The sequence below is a fragment of the Acidaminococcus sp. AM05-11 genome, from assembly GCF_003472805.1.
GTDB lineage: Bacteria > Bacillota > Negativicutes > Acidaminococcales > Acidaminococcaceae > Acidaminococcus > Acidaminococcus hominis.
The window spans coordinates 1-19157 of the sequence record NZ_QRMX01000022.1 but is presented as its reverse complement, the minus strand read 5'-3'; the positions used below and the strand labels follow the sequence as shown (position 1 = coordinate 19157).

The 19157-nt window shown below is 53.6% G+C and carries 21 protein-coding genes and 1 other annotated feature; of the genes, 20 read left to right on the top strand and 1 reads right to left on the bottom strand.

All coding sequences use genetic code 11. The annotated features are described in order from the left end of the window. Positions 1-34: 34 nt before the first annotated feature. The 15 genes from DW089_RS09040 to DW089_RS08970 all read left to right on the top strand — a co-directional run bounded on the left by DW089_RS09040 (position 35) and on the right by DW089_RS08970 (position 13409). Positions 35-1051, top strand: a complete 1017-nt coding sequence (locus DW089_RS09040) for an alpha-hydroxy-acid oxidizing protein (protein WP_105327098.1) — start codon at positions 35-37, stop codon at positions 1049-1051. A gap of 7 nt (positions 1052-1058) precedes the next feature. Then, positions 1059-2390, top strand: a complete 1332-nt coding sequence (locus DW089_RS09035; protein ID WP_105327099.1) for a TrkH family potassium uptake protein — start codon at positions 1059-1061, stop codon at positions 2388-2390. Positions 2391-2405: 15 nt separating this feature from the next. Continuing rightward, positions 2406-3065, top strand: a complete 660-nt coding sequence (locus tag DW089_RS09030; RefSeq protein ID WP_105327100.1) for a TrkA family potassium uptake protein — start codon at positions 2406-2408, stop codon at positions 3063-3065. Next, positions 3062-3844 carry an RNA methyltransferase gene (locus DW089_RS09025; RefSeq protein WP_105327101.1) on the top strand — a complete coding sequence of 261 codons (783 nt, stop codon included), beginning with the start codon at positions 3062-3064 and terminating at the stop codon, positions 3842-3844. The genes DW089_RS09030 and DW089_RS09025 overlap by 4 nt, the downstream gene beginning before the upstream one ends. A gap of 64 nt (positions 3845-3908) precedes the next feature. Continuing rightward, positions 3909-4125 (top strand) — a binding site (T-box leader). Between the two features lie 93 nt (positions 4126-4218). Beyond that, positions 4219-6963, top strand: a complete 2745-nt coding sequence (gene ileS, locus DW089_RS09020) for an isoleucine--tRNA ligase (RefSeq protein ID WP_370450908.1) — start codon at positions 4219-4221, stop codon at positions 6961-6963. A 125-nt stretch (positions 6964-7088) separates the two neighbouring features. Then, the gene (locus tag DW089_RS09015; RefSeq protein WP_105327103.1) at positions 7089-7385 is read left to right on the top strand and encodes a metal-sensing transcriptional repressor; all 297 of its coding nucleotides are present in this window, start codon (positions 7089-7091) and stop codon (positions 7383-7385) included. 43 nt (positions 7386-7428) lie between these two features. Then, a complete protein-coding gene (locus DW089_RS09010; RefSeq protein ID WP_105327104.1) occupies positions 7429-7635 on the top strand; it encodes a heavy-metal-associated domain-containing protein in 207 nt (68 codons plus the stop codon). Positions 7636-7737: 102 nt separating this feature from the next. Then, complete coding sequence (locus tag DW089_RS09005) at positions 7738-8376, top strand: flavodoxin family protein (protein WP_105327105.1); 639 nt, start codon at positions 7738-7740, stop codon at positions 8374-8376. A 177-nt stretch (positions 8377-8553) separates the two neighbouring features. After that, entirely contained in the window at positions 8554-8988 is a 435-nt protein-coding gene (locus tag DW089_RS09000) for an OmpH family outer membrane protein (RefSeq protein ID WP_231086485.1), read from the top strand. 193 nt (positions 8989-9181) lie between these two features. Next, on the top strand, positions 9182-9493 hold the full coding sequence (locus tag DW089_RS08995) for a co-chaperone YbbN (protein ID WP_233547584.1): 312 nt from the start codon (positions 9182-9184) through the stop codon (positions 9491-9493). Continuing rightward, positions 9490-10413, top strand: a complete 924-nt coding sequence (trxB, locus tag DW089_RS08990) for a thioredoxin-disulfide reductase (protein ID WP_199614782.1) — start codon at positions 9490-9492, stop codon at positions 10411-10413. Before DW089_RS08995 ends, trxB begins: the two co-directional genes overlap by 4 nt. A 54-nt stretch (positions 10414-10467) precedes the next feature. After that, entirely contained in the window at positions 10468-10977 is a 510-nt protein-coding gene (locus DW089_RS08985) for an Rrf2 family transcriptional regulator (protein WP_105327108.1), read from the top strand. Positions 10978-11009: 32 nt separating this feature from the next. After that, positions 11010-11732, top strand: coding sequence for an SIMPL domain-containing protein (locus tag DW089_RS08980; protein WP_105327109.1), 723 nt, complete (start codon positions 11010-11012; stop codon positions 11730-11732). Positions 11733-11766: 34 nt separating this feature from the next. After that, positions 11767-12483 (top strand): 5'-methylthioadenosine/S-adenosylhomocysteine nucleosidase, encoded by a 717-nt coding sequence (locus DW089_RS08975; protein WP_199614780.1) that lies wholly within the window; start codon positions 11767-11769, stop codon positions 12481-12483. 20 nt (positions 12484-12503) lie between these two features. Further along, positions 12504-13409: a PhzF family isomerase gene (locus DW089_RS08970; RefSeq protein ID WP_105327111.1), complete on the top strand. Its 906-nt coding sequence runs from the start codon at positions 12504-12506 to the stop codon at positions 13407-13409. A gap of 93 nt (positions 13410-13502) precedes the next feature. On the opposite strand, the gene DW089_RS08965 is transcribed toward DW089_RS08970, so the two are convergent. After that, the gene (locus tag DW089_RS08965; protein WP_105327112.1) at positions 13503-14372 is read right to left on the bottom strand and encodes a phosphoribosylaminoimidazolesuccinocarboxamide synthase; all 870 of its coding nucleotides are present in this window, start codon (positions 14370-14372) and stop codon (positions 13503-13505) included. Positions 14373-14836: 464 nt separating this feature from the next. On the opposite strand from DW089_RS08965, the gene DW089_RS08960 reads away from it, so the two are divergent. From DW089_RS08960 to DW089_RS08940, 5 genes are read left to right on the top strand one after another with little or no spacing between them, the layout of a single operon-like run. After that, positions 14837-15106 (top strand): ACT domain-containing protein, encoded by a 270-nt coding sequence (locus DW089_RS08960; RefSeq protein ID WP_105327113.1) that lies wholly within the window; start codon positions 14837-14839, stop codon positions 15104-15106. Between the two features lie 14 nt (positions 15107-15120). Then, the gene (locus DW089_RS08955) at positions 15121-16482 is read left to right on the top strand and encodes a PFL family protein (protein WP_105327114.1); all 1362 of its coding nucleotides are present in this window, start codon (positions 15121-15123) and stop codon (positions 16480-16482) included. Continuing rightward, a complete protein-coding gene (gene nth, locus DW089_RS08950) occupies positions 16482-17114 on the top strand; it encodes an endonuclease III (protein ID WP_105327115.1) in 633 nt (210 codons plus the stop codon). The genes DW089_RS08955 and nth overlap by 1 nt, the downstream gene beginning before the upstream one ends. Positions 17115-17133: 19 nt before the next feature. Beyond that, positions 17134-18669, top strand: coding sequence for a hypothetical protein (locus tag DW089_RS08945; RefSeq protein ID WP_105327116.1), 1536 nt, complete (start codon positions 17134-17136; stop codon positions 18667-18669). A gap of 8 nt (positions 18670-18677) precedes the next feature. After that, on the top strand, positions 18678-19064 hold the full coding sequence (locus DW089_RS08940; RefSeq protein ID WP_105327117.1) for a hypothetical protein: 387 nt from the start codon (positions 18678-18680) through the stop codon (positions 19062-19064). Positions 19065-19157: the final 93 nt, after the last annotated feature.

Here is a 19157-nt window from a genome sequence, read left to right as displayed (position 1 = left end):
GTAAATTCCTGAACAACAGGGGGGAGTGTTACCTATGGATTATAAAGAGGTAATGGAAGAAGCGAAAAAGGTTTTAGGCAAGTGCAAAGGCTGCCCGGTGTGCAATGGCGTTGCCTGCCGCAATACCATTCCTGGCCCTGGCGCCAAAGGTGTAGGGGATACGGCCATCCGCAACTACAACAAATGGCAGGAAGTCCGGGTTGTGATGGACACCCTGTGTGAAAAGCGGCCGGTGGATACCTCCATCGAACTGTTTGGCCGTACTTTTAAATACCCGATTTTTGCTGGCCCGGTGGGTGCTGTGGCCATGCACTACAGCGATAAGTACAATGACGTAACCTACAATGCGGAGCTGGTTCCTGGCTGCGCCGAAGCGGGCATTGCTGCCTTTACCGGCGACGGCATGGATCCCCAGGTCATGCAGGGTGCCACCCAGGCCATCAAAGCCTGCGGGGGCTTGGGCGTGCCCACGGTAAAACCCTGGAATACCCAGATGATTGCTGAAAAAATGGCGCTGGTAAAAGATGCTGGTGCCTTTGCGGTGGCTATGGACGTGGATGCGGCCGGACTGCCTTTCCTGAAAAACTTTGTGCCCCCTGCCGGGAGCAAATCCGTGGCCGAAATGGCAGAAATCATCGGCCTGGCTGGCCGTCCCTTTATTGTCAAGGGCATCATGAGCGTTAAGGGTGCCCTGAAGGCCAAAGAAGCCGGGGCAGCTGCCATCATCGTATCCAACCATGGGGGCCGGGTACTGGACCAAAGTCCTGCAACGGCAGAAGTGCTGCCGGAAATTGTGGAAGCTGTCAAAGGTTCCGGCCTGAAGATCCTGGTGGACGGCGGCATCCGCACCGGCGTAGATGTATTCAAGGCTTTGGCCATGGGCGCTGATGCCGTGGTTATTGCCAGACCCTTTGTGACTGCCGTTTATGGCGGCGGCAAGGAAGGGGTCAAGCTGCTGGCTGCCAAACTGGGTGCTGAGCTGGCGGACACCATGGAAATGTGCGGGGCTGCTTCCCTTAGCGAAATCAGCAGCGCCATGATTCGGAGGTAAGAAATTCTTGAGCAGGGTACATCATTTTTCCCCGTCACAGATTATTGCGCTCACCTTTGCCGGGCTGATTCTTACAGGGGCACTGCTGCTTATGCTGCCCCTGTCCAGTGCCCAGGGCACTTGGCTGCCTTTTGTGGATGCGCTGTTTACAGCGGCTTCCGCTTCCTGCGTTACCGGCCTTGTGGTAGTGGATACGGGGACTTATTTTTCCCTGTTCGGCCAGCTGGTGCTCATTGCCCTGATCCAATTGGGGGGCCTGGGCCTGATGCTGTTTGCTACGCTGTTTTCTGTGGCCATGGGCCGGAGAATCAGCCTTCAGGACCGGCTGAACATCCAGGCTTCCCTGAACCAGAACGATATGGAAGGGCTGGTGCGGATGTGTATCCGGGTGGCCAAATATACCCTGGCCATTGAGGGCTTTTTCGGTACTATTTTAGCCTTCCGGTTCTATCCGGAATTTGGCCTTCGAGGCATCTACTACGGCTATTGGCACGCCATCTCGGCCTTCTGCAATGCAGGCTTTGATTTGTTTGGCCAGTACCAGAGCCTGGTGCGCTACGTAACGGACCCCACCATCAATCTGGTAATCTGTATTTTGATTGTTTTGGGCGGCTTGGGCTTTGCGGTGATGAGCGACTGTCTGGAAAAGAAATTCCGGTTTGCCCGGCTGCGGCTTCACAGCAAAATGGTGCTGGTGGCCACGGCAGCTCTTATTGTGGCCGGTACCGTGGGGTTTGCCTTTTTGGAGCATGGGAATATGGGCACTATTGGAAGCCTTTCCCCGGCAGGCCAGTTCTGGGCCAGCCTGTTCCAGTCAGTAAGTCCCCGTACGGCGGGCTTTAACACGGTGGACATCAACAGTATGCGCAGTCCCACCATGGTGCTGACCATTCTCCTGATGTTTATCGGCGCGTCCCCGGCTTCCACCGGCGGCGGGATCAAGACCACTACCTTTGCCCTGCTGCTGCTGAATATCTGGCAGGTGCTCCACGGCAAGGACGAGTGTGTGGTCTACGGCCGGCGCATTGGGGACGAGACCATGTTCCAGGCCTTTGCCATTACCAGCATGTCGCTGATCTGGGTGACGGCAGCGGTGCTGTGCATCACCTATCTGGAAGATACCAGCTTTTTGTATGCACTTTTTGAAGTGGTTTCCGCCTACGCAACCGTGGGCCTTTCCACGGGACTCAGCCAGCATTTGTGCACGGCCAGCAAGATTATCCTGACGCTGACCATGTACACTGGCCGGGTAGGGGTTATGACCTTTGCCCTGGCGCTGACGGCCCGGAAAGACAGCGGCCATATCCGGTACCCGGAAGAAAAAATCATCATTGGTTAGGAGTACATAGAAATCATGAAAGAAAAACGGCAGTTTGTAATCTGGGGCCTGGGCCGGTTCGGCAGCAGCGTAGGAGAAACCCTGGTTCACCTGGGGCACGATGTGCTGGGGGTGGACAAGGACGAGGATGCCGTCCAGGATATGGCGGATAAGCTGACCCATGTGGTGCTGTGCGACGTCATTGACGAAAAAACCGTCAAAAGCCTGGGTATCCGGAACTTTGACGTAGCCATTGTGGCCATTGGGGACCTGGAACCCAGCCTTCTGTGCACCATGCTCATGAAGGAAACCGGGGTAAAGACCATTGTGGCCAAGGCTTCCTCCACCCTGCACGGAAAAATGCTGGAGAAGCTGGGAGCCACCCGGGTCATCTATCCGGAACGGGATATGGGCCGGCGGGTAGGCCATAACCTGGCTTATACCAATATCATGGACTTTATCGAGCTGTCGGACAATATGTGCCTGATGGAAATTGCCATCTCCGAGAAAATGGTGGGCAAGAGCCTGGCAGATTTGGATGTGCGGCGGAAATACAAAGTCAACGTGGTGGCGGTGAAGCATGAAGACGGCACCACGGAAATCAGCCTGGATCCTACCAAGGCCCTGCTGGCCGGGGATATGATGGTGGTCATCGGGTCCCGGCAAAGCGTAGAAGCCCTGGAGGACGGTATATGATCAGTGAAATTACATCCCTAAAAAATGATTTGGTGAAGCGGGCAGCTTCCCTGAAAGTGAAAAAATACCGGCAGCGGGAGCAGCTGTTCCTGCTGGAGGGCAAGCGGGCGGTGGACGAAGCCCGGCGTTCTTCCTGGCAGATCCAGGCCTACTTCTTTACCAAACTGCCGGAAGAATGGACCCAGGAAGCGGATGCTGGAGACACGCCCTATTACCAGGTAACCGAAGCGGTGATGGAAAAAATCACGGCTACGGAAGATCCCCAGGGGGTGGCGGCTTTGGTGGCCCTAAAAGAAACCCCGTTAAAGGATTTTCACCCGGCCAAGGGTCTGGTATTGGTGCTTGATAAAATCCGGGACCCGGGCAACACCGGGACCCTGATTCGGACCGCCGATGCCCTGGGGGCTGCCGGGGTGATTCTTTTGGCAGAGACGGCGGACCTGTACAACCCCAAGGTGGTGCGCTCCACCATGGGCTCCCTGTTCCACCTGCCGGTGTTTACCGGGGTGACCCAGGAAGAGCTGTTAAACTGGTGCCGGAAGGAGCAGTTTACCCTGTGGGCGACAGCACTGGAAGGGGCAAAGAACGTAACGGAAACCGCTTGGCCCCAAAAAACTGCCCTGGTTATGGGCAGCGAAGCGGAAGGGGTGGACCCGGCGCTTCTTGCCCAGGCGGATACCAAAATCATGATTCCTATGGCAGGCCAGGCGGAAAGCCTGAACGTGGCCATTGCTGGAGGAATTCTCCTGTTTTTGGGTTCCCAGGGCCAAAAGGCCTAGCAAAGGGCGAAAGGTTTATTGACGGAAAATCCTAAGAAGTGTATAATAAAGCGTAAATTTAATACACAAGGCGATGACAGAGACAGTACGGCCAGCAATCGGTGCAGCGATTCGGGGACAGTGGGAGCCCGGACAGGAGAGCGCAGGCAGGAACATCACTCTGGAGCCGGTCTTTGAAACAGCAGTAAAAGACCCGGTTTATGCCCGTTACGGCATACGAGTGGCAGCAGTTTTGCTGTCATGAGGGTGGTACCACGGGTCTGTAACGTCTCGTCCCTTAGGGGACGGGACGTATTTTTTTGGAGGTGTAACAAGTGAGCAGCGAAAAAGATCAGTACAGCAACACGCTAAACCTGCCGAAAACCGATTTCCCTATGCGGGCAGGACTTCCCAAGCGGGAACCGGATTTCCTGGATTTCTGGTATAAAAATGATGTGTACGGGGAAAAGCAAAAACTCCATGCCGGCCATAAGAAGTTTGTCCTGCATGATGGCCCTCCCTATGCCAACGGCAAGATTCATATGGGTCATGCCCTGAACAAAATTCTGAAAGACATCATTGTCAAATACAAATACGCCAGAGGTTACGATACCCCTTACGTACCGGGCTGGGATACCCACGGCATGCCCATTGAGCACGCCTGCATCAAGGCCACCGGGGTGGACCGCCACAAGCTGAGTCCTGTAGAACTGCGGAAAATGTGCCGGGAATACGCCCTGGAATGGATTGACACCCAGCGCAGCGACTTTAAGCGCCTAGGCGTACTGGGGGACTGGGCCCATCCCTACGTTACCCTGGATCCCCATTTTGAAGCGGAACAGGTGCGGGTATTTGGTACCATGGCCAACAAGGGCTATATCTATAAGGGCAAGAAAACCGTTTACTGGTGCCCCCACTGCGAAACTGCCCTGGCAGAAGCCGAAATCGAATATGCTGACCAGAAAACCCCGACCATTTTCGTCAAGATGCCTCTGGTCAAGGATAACGGGCTGACTCCGGAAGAAGCCAAGGGTAAACCGGCCTACATGGTTGTTTGGACCACCACCCCCTGGACCATTCCTGCCAACGTGGCTGTCGCTGTAAACCCGGAGGTGGAATACGCCTGGGTGGAATATAACGGCGAAGTATTGATCATGGCAGCAGAACTGGTGGACAAGGTAGCCGAAGAATGCGGCGTCACCTTTGGTCCTGTTCTGGGCACTACCCAGGGCCGGAAATTTGAACTGGCTGAATGCGTCCATCCTTTCCCGGAATATAACCACCGGAAATCCCTGGTAGTCCTGGCCGACTATGTTGACCTGGAAACCGGTTCTGGCTGTGTACATACCGCTCCTGGCCACGGCGACGTGGACTATTTGACCGGTCTGAAATACAACCTGCCCATCCTGTGTCCTGTGGACGAAAAGGGCTGCTTCACCGACGAGGCCGGTGAAATGCTCAAGGGCAAGTTTGTCTTCGACAGCAACGGACTGGTCATCAAACACCTGGCTGAACTGAACGTACTGCTGGGCAAAAAGACCATCCATCACCAATACGCCCACTGCTGGCGCTGCAAGAACCCCATCATCTACCGGGCTTCCGAACAATGGTTTGCTTCCGTAGACGGGTTCCGCCAGGAAGCACTGGACGCCATTGCCAACGATGTAAAATGGATTCCCAGCTGGGGCGAATCCCGGATCCACAACATGGTGGCTGACCGCCATGACTGGTGTATTTCCCGGCAGAGAGTCTGGGGCGTGCCCATTCCCATCTTCTACTGCGAAGACTGCGGGGAAACCCTGATTAACCCGGATACCATCGAAGCCGTAGCCAATATTTTCGAAACCGAAGGCAGCGACGCCTGGTGGAACCATACGGCAGAAGAACTGCTGCCCCAGGGTACCAAGTGCAGCAAATGCGGCGGCACTCATTTCCGCAAGGAAAAGGACATCATGGACGTGTGGTTCGACTCCGGTTCCTCCCATATGGGCGTACTGACCAAACGGCCGGAACTGCAATGGCCGGCGGATATGTACCTGGAAGGCAGTGACCAGCACAGAGGCTGGTTCCAGTCCTCCCTGCTAACCTCCGTAGCTGTTACCGGCAAGGCGCCTTACCGTTCCGTTCTGACCCACGGCTACGTGCTGGATGGGGAAGGCCGGAAGATGAGCAAATCCCTGGGCAATGTGGTGGTTCCCCAGGAAGTCATTTCTCAATACGGGGCAGATATTGTCCGCCTGTGGGTGGCTTCCACCGACTACAAGCAGGACGTGCGGATTTCGCCCGTAATCCTGAAACAGCTGGCTGAAGTGTACCGGAAAGTCCGGAACACCATTCGCTACATCCTGGGCAACACCTACGACTTTGACTATGAAAAAGACAAGGTTGCCTTTGACCAAATGGAAGAGCTGGACCAATGGGCTCTCATGCGCTTTGAAGAACTGAAGAACGAAGTGGAGCAGGCCTACGAAGAATACGATTTCCACGTACTGTTCCATGCCATCCATGACTTCTGCACGGTGGACATGAGTGCCTTCTACCTGGATATCATCAAGGACCGGCTGTACACCAGCAAGCAAAACAGCCAAAAACGGCGTTCTGCCCAAACGGCCATGTATCAGATCCTGAAGGAACTGATGGTGATGCTGATGCCGGTACTGAGCTTTACCATGGAAGAAGTCTACCAGTATATGAATAAACCGGCTGACGCGCCTTTGAGCGTACAGATGCTGCCCTGGCCGGAACATCATGCCGAATACATCAACAAGGAACTGGAAGAAAAATGGAATGCCTTCCTGGCCATCCGGGGCGAAATCACCAAGGTCCTGGAAAATGCCCGGAGAGCCAAGACCATCGGCCATTCCCTGGATGCCAAAGTGGTTCTGTATGCCGAAGGGGATGCCCTGGCCGAGCTGAAGGCCCTGGAAAGCCATTTGCCGGCTCTCCTGATTGTTTCCCAGGCAGAACTCCACGAAGGTCTGGGTGCCGACGGGGAAGAAACCGGCCGCAGTGACCTGAAGGTTGCTGTCCTGCCGGCGGACGGGGAAAAATGCGAACGCTGCTGGTGCTACAGCACCACCGTTGGCCAGAACCCGGAACACCCCACCCTGTGCTCCAAGTGCTGCGAAGCAGTGGACTAAAACAAGAATAGCTTGCAGTAGGAAGGTGCGGCTTAGGCTGCACCTTTCTTTTTATGACTGGAAAGGTGGGATATTGACAAACCGCCGCCAGCTACGTACAATATACGTAACGGAGGTATCGTACTATGGAACATGAAGAGAAATATAAAGTGCGCGATAAGGACGGCAAAGAGTACAAGGACCTGATTGCCCGCCTGAACCGGATTGAAGGCCAGGTGCGGGGGGTAAAGCGCATGGTGGAAGAAGACCGGTATTGCGTGGATATCCTGACCCAGGTCAGCGCCATTACCTGCGGCTTGAATGCGTTCAACAAAAAACTACTAGCCAACCACATCAAAAGCTGCGTAGTCAACGATATCCGTGCCGGGGACGATTCCGTGGTGGATGAGCTGTGCGAAACCCTGCAGAAGCTGATGAAATAAGCCCGGAACGCCAAAAATTGTAAGGGTCCAAGGAGGATTTCAGATGGAAAAGATTGTAAAAGTCAACGGCATGATGTGCCAGAATTGCCAAAAGCATGTACGGGAAGCCCTGGAAGCTATGGACGGCGTAACGGCTGTAGAAGTAAGCCTGGAAAACAAGAACGCCAAAGTGGAAATGAGCCGGGACATTCCTGCTGACGAATTCAAGAAAGTCATCGAAGACGCTGGCTACGAATTTGCCGGCTGCTAAGTGGCTCCAATAAACATAATACAAAGAAACCGTCCTTAAGGGGGCGGCTTCTTTGCGTATAGGCAAAGGTATATCCTGGGGGTGTACCGGAAGGGGAGAAATATGAAAGTATTACTGGTAAACGGCAGCAGCCATACCAATGGCACCACCATGGCTGCGCTAAACGAAATGATCAAGGTATTTCAGGCTGAAAACGTGGAAACGGAAGTAATCCAGCTGGGGGGCAAGCCCATTGCGGACTGCCTCCAGTGCGGCTACTGCTTTACCCACGAAGGCTGCGTCATGAAGGACGACGGAGTCAACGACTTTGTGAAAAAGGCGGAGCAGGCAGACGGCTTCGTTTTTGCTTCACCTACCTATTTTGCCCATCCCAGCGGCCGGCTGTTTTCTTTCCTGGACCGGGTGTTTTTCAGCGCCGCCACTGGGGAAGTGTGCAAGGCCTTCCAGTTTAAGCCCGGCGCTGCGGTAGCGGTAGCACGCCGGGGCGGCACCTCTGCTACCCTGGACGCCATCAACAAGTATTTTGGCATTGCCCAGATGCCGGTGGCCGGGTCCACCTATTGGAATATGGTCCATGGGCTGGAAGCCAAGGATACAGCGGAAGACCTGGAAGGGCTCCAGACCATGCGGAACCTGGCCCGGAATATGGTATGGATGATGCGTTGCTTTGCCCTGGGACGGGAAAAAGGGATTCCTCTGCCGGCCACGGAGTCGGAAGCGTTTACCTGTTTTGTCCGGTAATACAGCAGTTCGAACTGGAAGCCGCTAAGCCTGGAAAAGGGCTAAAACGGCAGTTCTGGGGAAAAGGTGACGTAATTTCGCCATGTTTTTTCGGTTGCGCCTGGGTAGGGTCCATGATATAATTGCTCCTGTTAGATATTCAATTCCAAAGACCATTGGAAGAAAGGATGATTTTACGTGAAAAAACAATTTTTAGCTTTGGTAATGGCCCTGCTGGTATGCGTTGGTTACTCCGGAGTTATGGTTCCGGCAACGGCGTACGCTGCTGAGTCCATCGGCTATGTGGATCTGAATACAGTTTTTGCCCATCACCCTGATTTTGCTTCTGCCAGAGCAGCCATGAATCTGGAACAACAAAAAGCCCAAAAGGAATTTCAGGAAAAGGCTCCCAGCCTGGATGATAATGGCAAGAGAGCCCTGGACAACACCTTGACCGAACAAATCGCCAAGAGAGAACAGGATCTGTTCAACCCCATCCGCAAGAAGATTCTGGATGCCGTGCATAAAGTTGCCAAAGAAAAAGGCATCGACGTTGTCCTGACTTCCAGCGCTGTTGTTGAAGGCGGCACCGATATGACCAACGATGTACTGAAGGCTGTTGGCGCAAAATAATTGAATTAGCCTAGGGCTGTGCTTATGCACAGTCCTTTTTTGCGCCCTATTTGTGACCGGGCAGCGGCAATCCTGTGACAAGGCAGAATGTACATTGACAATTTTAACTGTGCTTGCTAAAATTACAGTATTGAAGCAATACAATCAGCAACTTCTATACAATTGGAGGATGAGCATAATGGAATTCTTGAAAGTGACTGAACAAAATTTTGACAGTGATGTACTGAAGAGCAGCAAACCGGTGGTTGTAGGTTTTTCCGCACCCTGGTGCGGTTATTGCAAACGGCTGAAACCGGCTATTGGCCAACTGGCTATGGAAATTGCCGACAAGGTCAGCTTTGGCGGCGTAAATATTGATGAAGAAGAAGAACTGGCCAAGAAATTCCAGGTAGAAACCATTCCCAGCCTGATGCTGGTAAAAGACGGCCAGTGCAGCGAATTGCTGGTAAACCCGCCTTCCAAGGCCGCAGTAAAGGAATGGCTGGAGGGTAAAGGCGTATTATGAGCAAGGCTTATGATGTGCTGATCATTGGCGGCGGGCCTGCCGGCTACACGGCAGCCCTGTACGCTGCCCGGAGCGGGTATTCTGCTGCGGTGCTGGAAAAATTGTCTCCGGGCGGCCAAATGGCCACCACGTCTGAAATCGAAAACTATCCTGGCTTCCCCGGGGTGGTGGATGGTTTCGAACTGGGAGAAAAGATGCAGCAGGGGGCCGAACAGGCCGGTGCTGAAACGGTGTATGCTGAAGTACGGGGCGTGGACCTGAAGGCCAACCCCAAGGTGGTGGAAACCTCCGAGGGAACGTTTACGGGTCGGGTAGTGATGCTTGCTACGGGGGCTTATCCCCGGGTACTGGGCATTCCCAAGGAAGATTCCCTGGTGAACCGGGGCGTTTCCTACTGTGCTACTTGTGACGGCAGCTTCTATAAAGGCAAGACGGTGGTAGTAAACGGCGGCGGCAATACGGCTGTAGGCGATGCCCTGTACCTGGCCAAGCTGGCCAAGAAGGTGTACCTGGTGCACCGGCGCCATGAGCTGCGGGCCACGCCTTTGTACCTGAAACGGCTGGAAGAAAACCACGTGGAAATTCTGTGGGATAGTGTTATCGAAGGGCTGGATTCTGACAAGAAGCTTACCGGCGTCAAGGTAAAGAATGTCAAAACGGGAGAAGTCCAGGAGGTACCCTGTGACGGGCTGTTTGTGGCCATTGGCCGTCAGCCGGAGAGTGCCCTGTTTGCTGGACAGGTAGAGCTGGACAAGGCAGGCTACATTGTGGCTGGGGAAGATACCAAAACTTCCGAACCCGGTGTCTTTGCCATTGGTGATGTGCGGACCAAAGAGGTGCGGCAGATCATCACCGCGGCGGCGGACGGCGCAGTGGCCGTGCATTACGCCGAGGAATTTTTGAACGAACAGGAAAAATAAAAGATATAGAGAAGGGCAGCGGCTTGAAAGCTTCTGCCCTAGAGAGGGAATAGCGTGAAAAGTGATTTTATAGTGGCGGTCCATGCACTGGTCTATCTGTCCCATCGGGGCTGTCTGGCATCCAGTGAAGAGCTGGCGGAAAATATCTGCACCAACCCGGCCCGTGTACGGAAAATCATGGGAAAACTGAAAAAGATGGGCATTATTACCACCCGAGAAGGTCATGTGGGCGGTTATTGCCCCTGTGAAGGGTTGGAAAAGGCTACCCTGTATGATATTGCCAAGGGCATGGGTACGGTGTTTGTGGACACCAAATGGCGCAGCGGCAACGAAGACATCAACTGCTTCATCAGTGGCGGTATGGCCCAGGTGTTTGACGGCCTGTACCAGGAACTGGACGATTTGTGCATGGAATATCTGAAAAAAATAACCCTGGGAGATGTGCTGCGGCAGATTGTGACCCAAAACCTGCAACATTTGGACCGGTGTCACGGAGCCCTGGAAGGGGACTGCCCGGCCTGGGACAACAGCAAGCAAAATCCCGGTCATAAGTTTGTGGTATAATAAGGGCATCTAAAACTGGAAAGGGTGGTTTTATGAAGAAAGCAGGAACGATTCTTCTGGCGGCTGCACTGGCGGTCTGCCTCCACATGCCTGCAGCCCTGGCGGATCAGCCCCTGGATACCATTTCCGTTTCGGGAGTGGCTTCCAAAGTGGTGGAACCGGACATGGCGACAGTAAACTTGTCCTATACCAAAAAGGGTGAAACGGTGGAAGAAGTGCGGCAGGCTGGTGCTCAGGTCAGCAAGGCGCTGCTGCGCACCATGCTGGAGCAGGGCATTGCCCAAGAGGACATCAGCTCTGTGGATTACAGCATTTCCCCGGTGTACCATTACGACAGGGACGGCCGGCAGAAGCAGGATGGCTATAGCCTGAACGCAGGTTGGACCGTTAAGGTTAAGAATCTGGCCAAGCTGGGTACCATCATTGACCAGAGTTTGACCACTGGGGTGGACCAGGTCAGCGGAGTGAATTTTGGCCTGCAGAACGAGGATTTGATCAAGAACCAACTGCTGGGACAGGCCGTGCAAAATGCCCGGTATTCTGCTCAGGCAGTAGCCAGTGCCGGCGGCCGGAATTTGGGCGTTCTGCGCCAAGCTTCCATTCCTTCGTCTTCTGTGGTGGAAGCACAGCCTATCTTGATGGCTCGGCTGGAAAAGGTGGGTTCTGCTGCCAATGACACTACTACCCTGGCTCCCAAAGCACTGACCATTACAGTACGGGTAAACACCTTGTTTGCCCTGGCTATGCCAGAGTGAGGCTGCTATGAAACAGCCGGAATTTCTTGCTGGAATGAAACCGGTGCTGCTGCAGGGCGCCATGGAGCTGGAAACAGCGGTGCTGCGTCAGGGCCTTACAGGGGTCCGGGAAGTTCATAAAGGAAATTTTAGCTTTTGGCAGGGAACCTTGGGTTCCCTGCCTGTTGTTGTTTCCCGGACGGGAATTGGTACGGCGGCGGCAGGAGCGGCAACAGCCCTGGGCTGCGCTCTCTTTCAGCCGGCCCTGGTGCTGAGCCAGGGGACGGCGGGGGGCTACGGTGAACTTCACCCCTATGACCTGGTGCTGGGCAGCCGGTATTTTAATGCCAATGCGCTGTATACGGCCCCCAGTGGGGACAAGCGGTATCTGTACCTGTCCCGGCTGGAGGAGGAAAGTGATGACGCCGCCTTTACCGGTACCGGGCCGCTGCCGGACCAGTGCAGCGGTGCGGTAATGGACTGGCTGCGCCAGGGTGCCGCTGGCTATACCCGGGGCAGGGTCGTGGAGGGGCTTATTGCTTCTTCTGACCAGTGGAACGCAGATCCTGGACGGATTGCCCAGGCGGCGCAGCTGACCCAGGCCCTTTGTGAGGAAATGGAAACAGCGGCAGCTGGGGAAACAGCCGCTCGGTTTGGCGTGCCCTTTGGAGCCGTCCGGGTTATTTCCAACAATAACCAGTTGGGAGAAGGTTTTCAGGCTGCAACAGCAGAGGTTCTGGCCCAATGGCTGCTGGAGCTATTAAAAAAATAAGATCAGGCGGAGGGGAAAACATGAAAAAGTACAAGGTGTATCAGGTGGACGCATTTACCACGGAGCGGTTCCGGGGAAACCCGGCCGGGGTGGTGGCCAATGCGGAAGGACTGACGGAGGAGCAGATGCTGGCCATTGCCCGGGAGCTGAACAACTCCGAAAGCGCATTTATTTTTCCGTCCCAGGAGGAGGGCGTGGACTGCCAGGTGCGGTTCTTTACCCCCAAAACGGAAGTGCCCATGTGCGGCCATGCTACCGTATCTGCTCATTATATCCGCTGCCTGACCGGGGAGGCCAAGCTGGGCCGGACCATCCAGAAAATCCAGGCAGGGGTCCTGCCGGTGGACATTGCCAAGGACGGGGACGATTATGTCATCACCATGACCCAGGGAACGCCCCATGTAGGGGAACCCTTTGCTGCACCGCTGGTGGGCCGGATCTGTGAGGCGCTGGGGATTACGCCCCTGGAGCTGCGCGGGGACTGCCCGGTAGCCTTTGCCAATACGGGGGCAGGGAAAATCATGGTGCCTTTGCGAGCCTTGGAGCAGCTAAACAGCCTGACGCCTGACCTGGGGGCTCTCACCAAAATCAGCCAGGAATTGGGTATTGGGGGCTACTATGTATTTACCCTCCATCCTGGGGAGGAGTACCTGGTACACGGGCGGACGTTCTCTCCTGCCATTGGCATTAATGAGGATCCGGTAACGGGCAACTCCAATGGCCCTTTGGGCGCCTACCTGGTGCATTATGGCATTTGTCAGGACACGGCTGCGGCAGACTCCTTTGACTTCAAGATTATCCAAGGGGAAGCCTTGGGCCGCCGGGGCCAAATGGGCGTCCATGTGGAAATTGCCCAGGGGGAACCTGTCCTGGTACAAATTTCCGGCAAGGCTGTGGTGTGTTTTGCCACGGAAATAGAGATTTGAGAACTGGACCTGGGAATTTCCCGGGTCTTTTTTTGGGGCTTAAAGGGCATAAAAAAACGGATGCGCAAAAACGCATCCGTTTGAAGGTCTAGTTTAGAATTTTTTGCCAGTGAGCTTTTCGTAAGCTTCTTTGTACTTGGCAATGGTCTTGTCGATGACTTCCTGGGGCAGCAGGTAATCGCTGTCCGGGTTGGCTTTCAGCCAGTCACGGACGAATTGCTTGTCGTAGGAAGGTTGGCTCTTGCCGGCTTCGTAGCCTTCCAAAGGCCAGAAGCGGGAACTGTCCGGAGTGAGCATTTCATCGCCCAGGACGATTTCGCCTTTTTCGTTCAGGCCAAATTCCAGTTTGGTGTCGGCAATGATGATGCCTTTGGTGTAGGCATAGTCAGCGCATTTTTTGTACAGGGCAATGGTGTAGTCACGAATGGCTTCGGTGTATTCCTTGCCTTTGCCCGGGAAAATCTTTTCCAGATAGGTAACGCATTGGGCTTCGGAAATGTTTTCGTCATGATCGCCCAGTTCAGCTTTGGTGCTGGGGGTGAAAATGGGTTCAGGCAGTTTTTCAGATTCTTTCAGGCCGGCAGGCAGGGTGATACCGCAGACGGTGCCGTCCTTTTGGTAGGATTCCCAGCCGCTGCCGGTAATATAGCCACGGACGATGCATTCCACAGGAATCATGTTCAGTTTACGGCATTTCATGCTTTTGCCGGCAAATTCCGGGCTGCGGAAAAATTCGGGCATATCAGCCGGATCTACGGAGATCATGTGGTTGGGAATAATGTCCTTGGTGAAGTCGAACCAGAATTTGGACATTTGGGTCAGTACGGCACCCTTGTCCGTAATGGTGTTTTTCAGAATATGGTCGAAGGCAGAGATCCGGTCAGAAGCTACCATAATCAGGCTGTCGCCGATATCGTAAATCTCCCGAACTTTCCCGGATTTAAAAGGTTTGTATTCCTGCATGATCCATCCTCCTTAAAAAGTAGAAATAATGATTTTCTTCCCCTATCATACCACAAAGAAGGCTTTTGGTCGAATGTTTTTCAAAGATTTTACCATAATGTTTGTCTTATTTGTTACAATCGGGAGCACATTCGGCCTTTGCATGGCTCTTATTGGAATGGCTGCGGAAAAGACAGGGGAATGGGCATAGAAATTCCGAAAAATGGCAAACATTGTTCAGAAATCATTTTCTGACACAGGAAGAACTGAAAAAAAGGTTACGGGTATGCATTTGATACGTATAAATGTCTTTAACACGTACATAGAGAAAATGGGTACTCCAGGGGATGCATCAAGAATAATTGTCTATTTCACAAAAAAATCCGGATTATCCCCAGGAGAAATGGGTTCCAGCTATTTTCATTCTTTGTTCGATATCGTATAATTGAACATAAACCTGTTAAAGTAGAAAGGATGTTAAAAACATGCGTATTGTTATGACCATCGTTGGTGTCGATAAGGTAGGCATCATTGCAAAGGCCAGCAGCCTGCTGGCAGAAAACAATGTAAACATTTTGAATATCAACCAGAATATTGATGACGGTTTTTTCAACATGGTACTCATTGGGGACTTGGACAACGCTTCTATTTCCGTACAGGATCTGAAGGAACAGGCATCGGCCCTGGGACAGCAGCTGGGTGTGGAAATCCGCGTCCAGAGTGAAGACATTTTCATGGCCATGCACCGGATTTAGGAGGCAGACACAGCATGTTTTATGATATCAAAGATATTTTAGAAACCACCCAGATGATTACCAAAAACAATCTGGATGTGCGCACCATTACCATGGGCATCAGCCTGCGGGACTGCGCCGACCCAGATGTGAAGGTATGTGCTCAAAAAATCTACGACAAGATTACCCATACGGCCAAAGACCTGGTAAAGGTAGGTTCTGACCTGGAAGCAGAGCTGGGGGTACCCATTATCCACAAACGCATTTCCGTGACCCCCATTTCCCTGGTTGGGGAATCCTGCCAAACGGACAGTTACGTGCCCCTGGCCAAGGCCCTGGATGCTGCGGCCAAGGCTGTGGGTGTGAATTTCATTGGCGGCTTTAGCGCCCTGGTGGAAAAAGGCTATACCCATGGGGACCGTACGCTGATTGCTTCCATTCCGGAAGCGCTGGCCACCACGGACCTGGTGTGTTCTTCTGTGGCCATTGGTTCCACCAAGGCCGGCATCAACATGGACGCCGTAAAGCAAATGGGCCAGATCGTCAAAGAAACGGCCCGGCTGACGGCGGCAAACGATGCCTTGGGCTGCGCCAAACTGGTGATTTTCTGCAACCCTGTACAGGACAACCCCTTTATGGCCGGTGCCTTCCATGGGGTAACGGAACCGGAAAGCGTCATCAACGTAGGGGTTTCCGGACCTGGGGTGGTAAAGCACGCCTTGGAAGCCGTGCGGGGAGAAGATATTGGCGTAGTGGCCGAAACCATCAAGAAGACGGCTTTCAAGATTACCCGGGTAGGCCAATTGGTGGCTCAGGAAGCCGCCAAACGGTTAAACACCCAGTTTGGCATCATTGATTTGTCCCTGGCACCTACACCGGCTGTAGGGGACAGCGTGGCACATATCCTGGAAGAAATCGGGCTGGAAGCCTGCGGCTGTCCGGGAACCACGGCAGCCCTGGCCATGCTGAACGATGCTGTGAAAAAGGGCGGGCTTATGGCCTCCAGCTACGTGGGCGGTCTGAGCGGTGCCTTTATTCCTGTCAGTGAAGATGCCGGGATGATTGCAGCGGTAGAAAACCATGCCCTGAGCCTGGAAAAATTGGAAGCCATGACCTGCGTTTGCTCCGTTGGCCTGGATATGATTGCCGTTCCTGGGGATACCACGGCGGAAACCATTTCTGCGGTAATTGCTGACGAAGCAGCCATTGGCATGATCAACAACAAAACCACGGCTGTCCGGCTGATTCCTGTGCCGGGCAAAAAGGTGGGGGATAATGTGGAATTTGGCGGTCTTTTGGGCCATGCTCCCATCATTGCCGTGAACACGTTTAAACCCGATGTATTTATCAACCGGGGCGGCAGAATTCCCGCACCGGTAAGGAGTCTGACCAACTAATGAGAAAAAAAGAAAGGGTTCAGGCCATCTTGGCGGCACTGGAAGAAACGTATAAGGGGCAGGGAACTGCCCTTCATTACCGGACACCCTTTGAACTGCTGGTGGCGGTGATCCTCTCTGCCCAATGTACAGATGAGCGGGTGAATAAGGTGACTGCCCGGCTGTTTCCCCGGTATGATACCCCGGAGAAGCTAGGGGCCTTGACCCAGACCCAATTGGAAGCGCTGATTCATGACTGCGGCTTATTCCATTCCAAGGCAAAAAATATCTTGGCGACCTGCCAGGCCCTGAGCACGCAGTTTGCTTCCAAGGTACCTGAAACCATGAACGAGCTGCTGAGTCTGCCCGGGGTAGGCCGCAAGACCGCAGATGTAATGATGAGCGTGGCTTTTGGCAAGCCGGCCATTGCCGTGGATACCCATGTGTTCCGGGTAGCCCACCGGCTGGGCTTGTCGGAAGGAACTACGCCTCTGGCGGTAGAACAGGACCTGCAGAAGGCCATTCCCAAGCGTCAGTGGGGGGAAGCCCACCACTGGTTTATCTGGCACGGCAGAAAGGTGTGCCGGGCCCGGAAGCCCTTGTGCAGTGAGTGCCCGGTAGTGGACTACTGCCCGTCACGGATGCTGGACTGAAGAATGTAGGTGACCGCAAATGCAGAACGTATACGATGCTATCGACGATTTTTATACCCATGATCCCAACTGGAACGAACTGCTGCCCCGGGAGACGGTGGAAAACTATTTTCGGCAGCGGGCGTGGCAGGGGGCTCATGACTTCCAACTCCAAAAGGAATGGAAGGTGCTGGTGATGCTGTGCATCTACCTGGAAAACGCCGATTTGACCCTTGATGAACTAACCGGGGATGAACTGGTGGATGCCGTTTCCTGGTGCGGCCAGAATGTGGTGGATTTTACCCTTTCCTATACTTCCATTCAGTATTTTCTGGATACCCTGGGAAGCTTTTTTGTGTACCTGAAAAAACAAAAGAAACTCACCAGCAGCGTGGCTCCGTATCTGGCCAAAGAAATGCTCTTAAAGGATGATGGGACCGTTGCCCTGCTAGACAGCGACGGCCGTTATCTGCCCGGGGAAGAAGAACGGGAGGAAAACGCGGCGCCGCCGGCTGAGGGAAAGGTTTTTCTGAATGCCCAGGAGGAGCTTTTGGGGCTCATGTCAGAAATCCATCTGTTTTTCCAGAAGGACCAATTCAATGCAGATTTTGAACGGGCTGTGGCCCTGTATGAGGGAGCCCTGGGCCATATTGACATTAACGATGAAGCCGGCGAAGAATTTTGGCGGGGCTTCTGGGATTATTTTCTGTTCGATTATCATTTGATTCAGGAAGACGTGCCGGCCCTGACCTATTTCAAGGAGCATGGCAATACCGCCTACCTGGAGCTGTGCAATGAGTTAAATATGGCTTTTACTTCTGTCTTCTACATTGAAGATGTGATTCAGGAAGAACGCTACCTGGTTCGGGATTTTCTGACGGGAGAACCCTATTATGCAGGCTTTCATGTAGATAATTGGGACGGCCCTTTGGAAGAACAATTGTTTATGGGACATATTTTCGTAAACCGGAGCATGGGCATGAACTTCCTGGAGCCCTTCCATATTCCGCCCCTGGCCCAGAAACGGTTTATGGAGCTGCTCAGCGACTGTCTGGACTGGTTCGATGTGCAGCAGCCTGGTGCGGACTGGGACGACTTTTTGAACCGTCATTCCCTGCTGTGCCGGAAACTGCTGCATCTGGTGGAAAAGAACCCTGCTGGGGTGCGTTTTCCCTACGAAACGCAACAGCTGGACTATAGGCCGCCCCAACTTGGCAAAGATCCGTCCTATATTGAACGGCTTATTGAGAATATCTTTTTCAGCAGCCACCTAAGCGTCTACGATGTGACGCTGGCCCGGAACCTGTGGCAGGACTTCCTGAACACGGATCCCCACGTGGTACAGCTGCTGCCCCAGGTGTGGGCGGCAGCGGTGGTGGAAAATTATTTGGAAATCAACGAAAAACGGACTGCCCGGAATTTACCCTTCTTTAAGGACACCATGGGTATTTCTCCCATTGATTTGGAGCATGCCTACCAAGATATCCGGGATGCCCTGCAGCTGGAACCTTCTGATCCACGGTATCTGAACGAACAGGGCTTTTTGATGCTGTTTGCGAATGAGACTCAGAAGTAAGAGGAACCATGATTTGTAAACAATGCGGATTGGAATATCCGGATGATTTGGAGGCCTGTCCGGGCTGCCAGGCTCCCAATGAGGAGGTTACGGCCAGGGTGCTGACGGAAACCGAACGGGATTCCTTTGCCGGCACCACCATTGAAGCTAGGGTGGACGACGGGGAAACTGACGAAACATTTAAGGTCTACGACCAGGAGGATTTGCGCCGGGAAGAAGAAAAGAAAGCCCGGCTGGCACGGCTGAAAGCTGCCGGGCTTTCCATCCTGAAAACGGCCCTGGTGGTAGTGGCCCTGTTTACCCTGTTCGGGTTCCTTATGCCCGCCCTATTTGTTTTTCTGGTCATCGGCCTTGCCGTCTGCGCCGGCTGGTGGTTTATGCACCGAGGCTTCTGACGTTTTTGTTCAAGAGATACCTGGCTTGCCGGGTATCTTTTTTGGCTCTTCACGTTTTATTGTGGGATGGCAGATTTCTGCCATCCTTCTTTT

Coding starts and splice junctions, on each gene's coding strand:
- DW089_RS09040 (WP_105327098.1), top strand. CDS start 35: ATGGATTATAAAGAGGTAATGGAAGAAGCGAAAAAGGTTTTAGGCAAG.
- DW089_RS09030 (WP_105327100.1), top strand. CDS start 2,406: ATGAAAGAAAAACGGCAGTTTGTAATCTGGGGCCTGGGCCGGTTCGGC.
- DW089_RS09025 (WP_105327101.1), top strand. CDS start 3,062: ATGATCAGTGAAATTACATCCCTAAAAAATGATTTGGTGAAGCGGGCA.
- ileS (WP_370450908.1), top strand. CDS start 4,219: ATGCGGGCAGGACTTCCCAAGCGGGAACCGGATTTCCTGGATTTCTGG.
- DW089_RS09015 (WP_105327103.1), top strand. CDS start 7,089: ATGGAACATGAAGAGAAATATAAAGTGCGCGATAAGGACGGCAAAGAG.
- DW089_RS09010 (WP_105327104.1), top strand. CDS start 7,429: ATGGAAAAGATTGTAAAAGTCAACGGCATGATGTGCCAGAATTGCCAA.
- DW089_RS09005 (WP_105327105.1), top strand. CDS start 7,738: ATGAAAGTATTACTGGTAAACGGCAGCAGCCATACCAATGGCACCACC.
- trxB (WP_199614782.1), top strand. CDS start 9,490: ATGAGCAAGGCTTATGATGTGCTGATCATTGGCGGCGGGCCTGCCGGC.
- DW089_RS08980 (WP_105327109.1), top strand. CDS start 11,010: ATGAAGAAAGCAGGAACGATTCTTCTGGCGGCTGCACTGGCGGTCTGC.
- DW089_RS08975 (WP_199614780.1), top strand. CDS start 11,767: ATGAAACCGGTGCTGCTGCAGGGCGCCATGGAGCTGGAAACAGCGGTG.
- DW089_RS08970 (WP_105327111.1), top strand. CDS start 12,504: ATGAAAAAGTACAAGGTGTATCAGGTGGACGCATTTACCACGGAGCGG.
- DW089_RS08965 (WP_105327112.1), bottom strand. CDS start 14,372: ATGCAGGAATACAAACCTTTTAAATCCGGGAAAGTTCGGGAGATTTAC.
- DW089_RS08960 (WP_105327113.1), top strand. CDS start 14,837: ATGCGTATTGTTATGACCATCGTTGGTGTCGATAAGGTAGGCATCATT.
- DW089_RS08955 (WP_105327114.1), top strand. CDS start 15,121: ATGTTTTATGATATCAAAGATATTTTAGAAACCACCCAGATGATTACC.
- nth (WP_105327115.1), top strand. CDS start 16,482: ATGAGAAAAAAAGAAAGGGTTCAGGCCATCTTGGCGGCACTGGAAGAA.
- DW089_RS08945 (WP_105327116.1), top strand. CDS start 17,134: ATGCAGAACGTATACGATGCTATCGACGATTTTTATACCCATGATCCC.
- DW089_RS08940 (WP_105327117.1), top strand. CDS start 18,678: ATGATTTGTAAACAATGCGGATTGGAATATCCGGATGATTTGGAGGCC.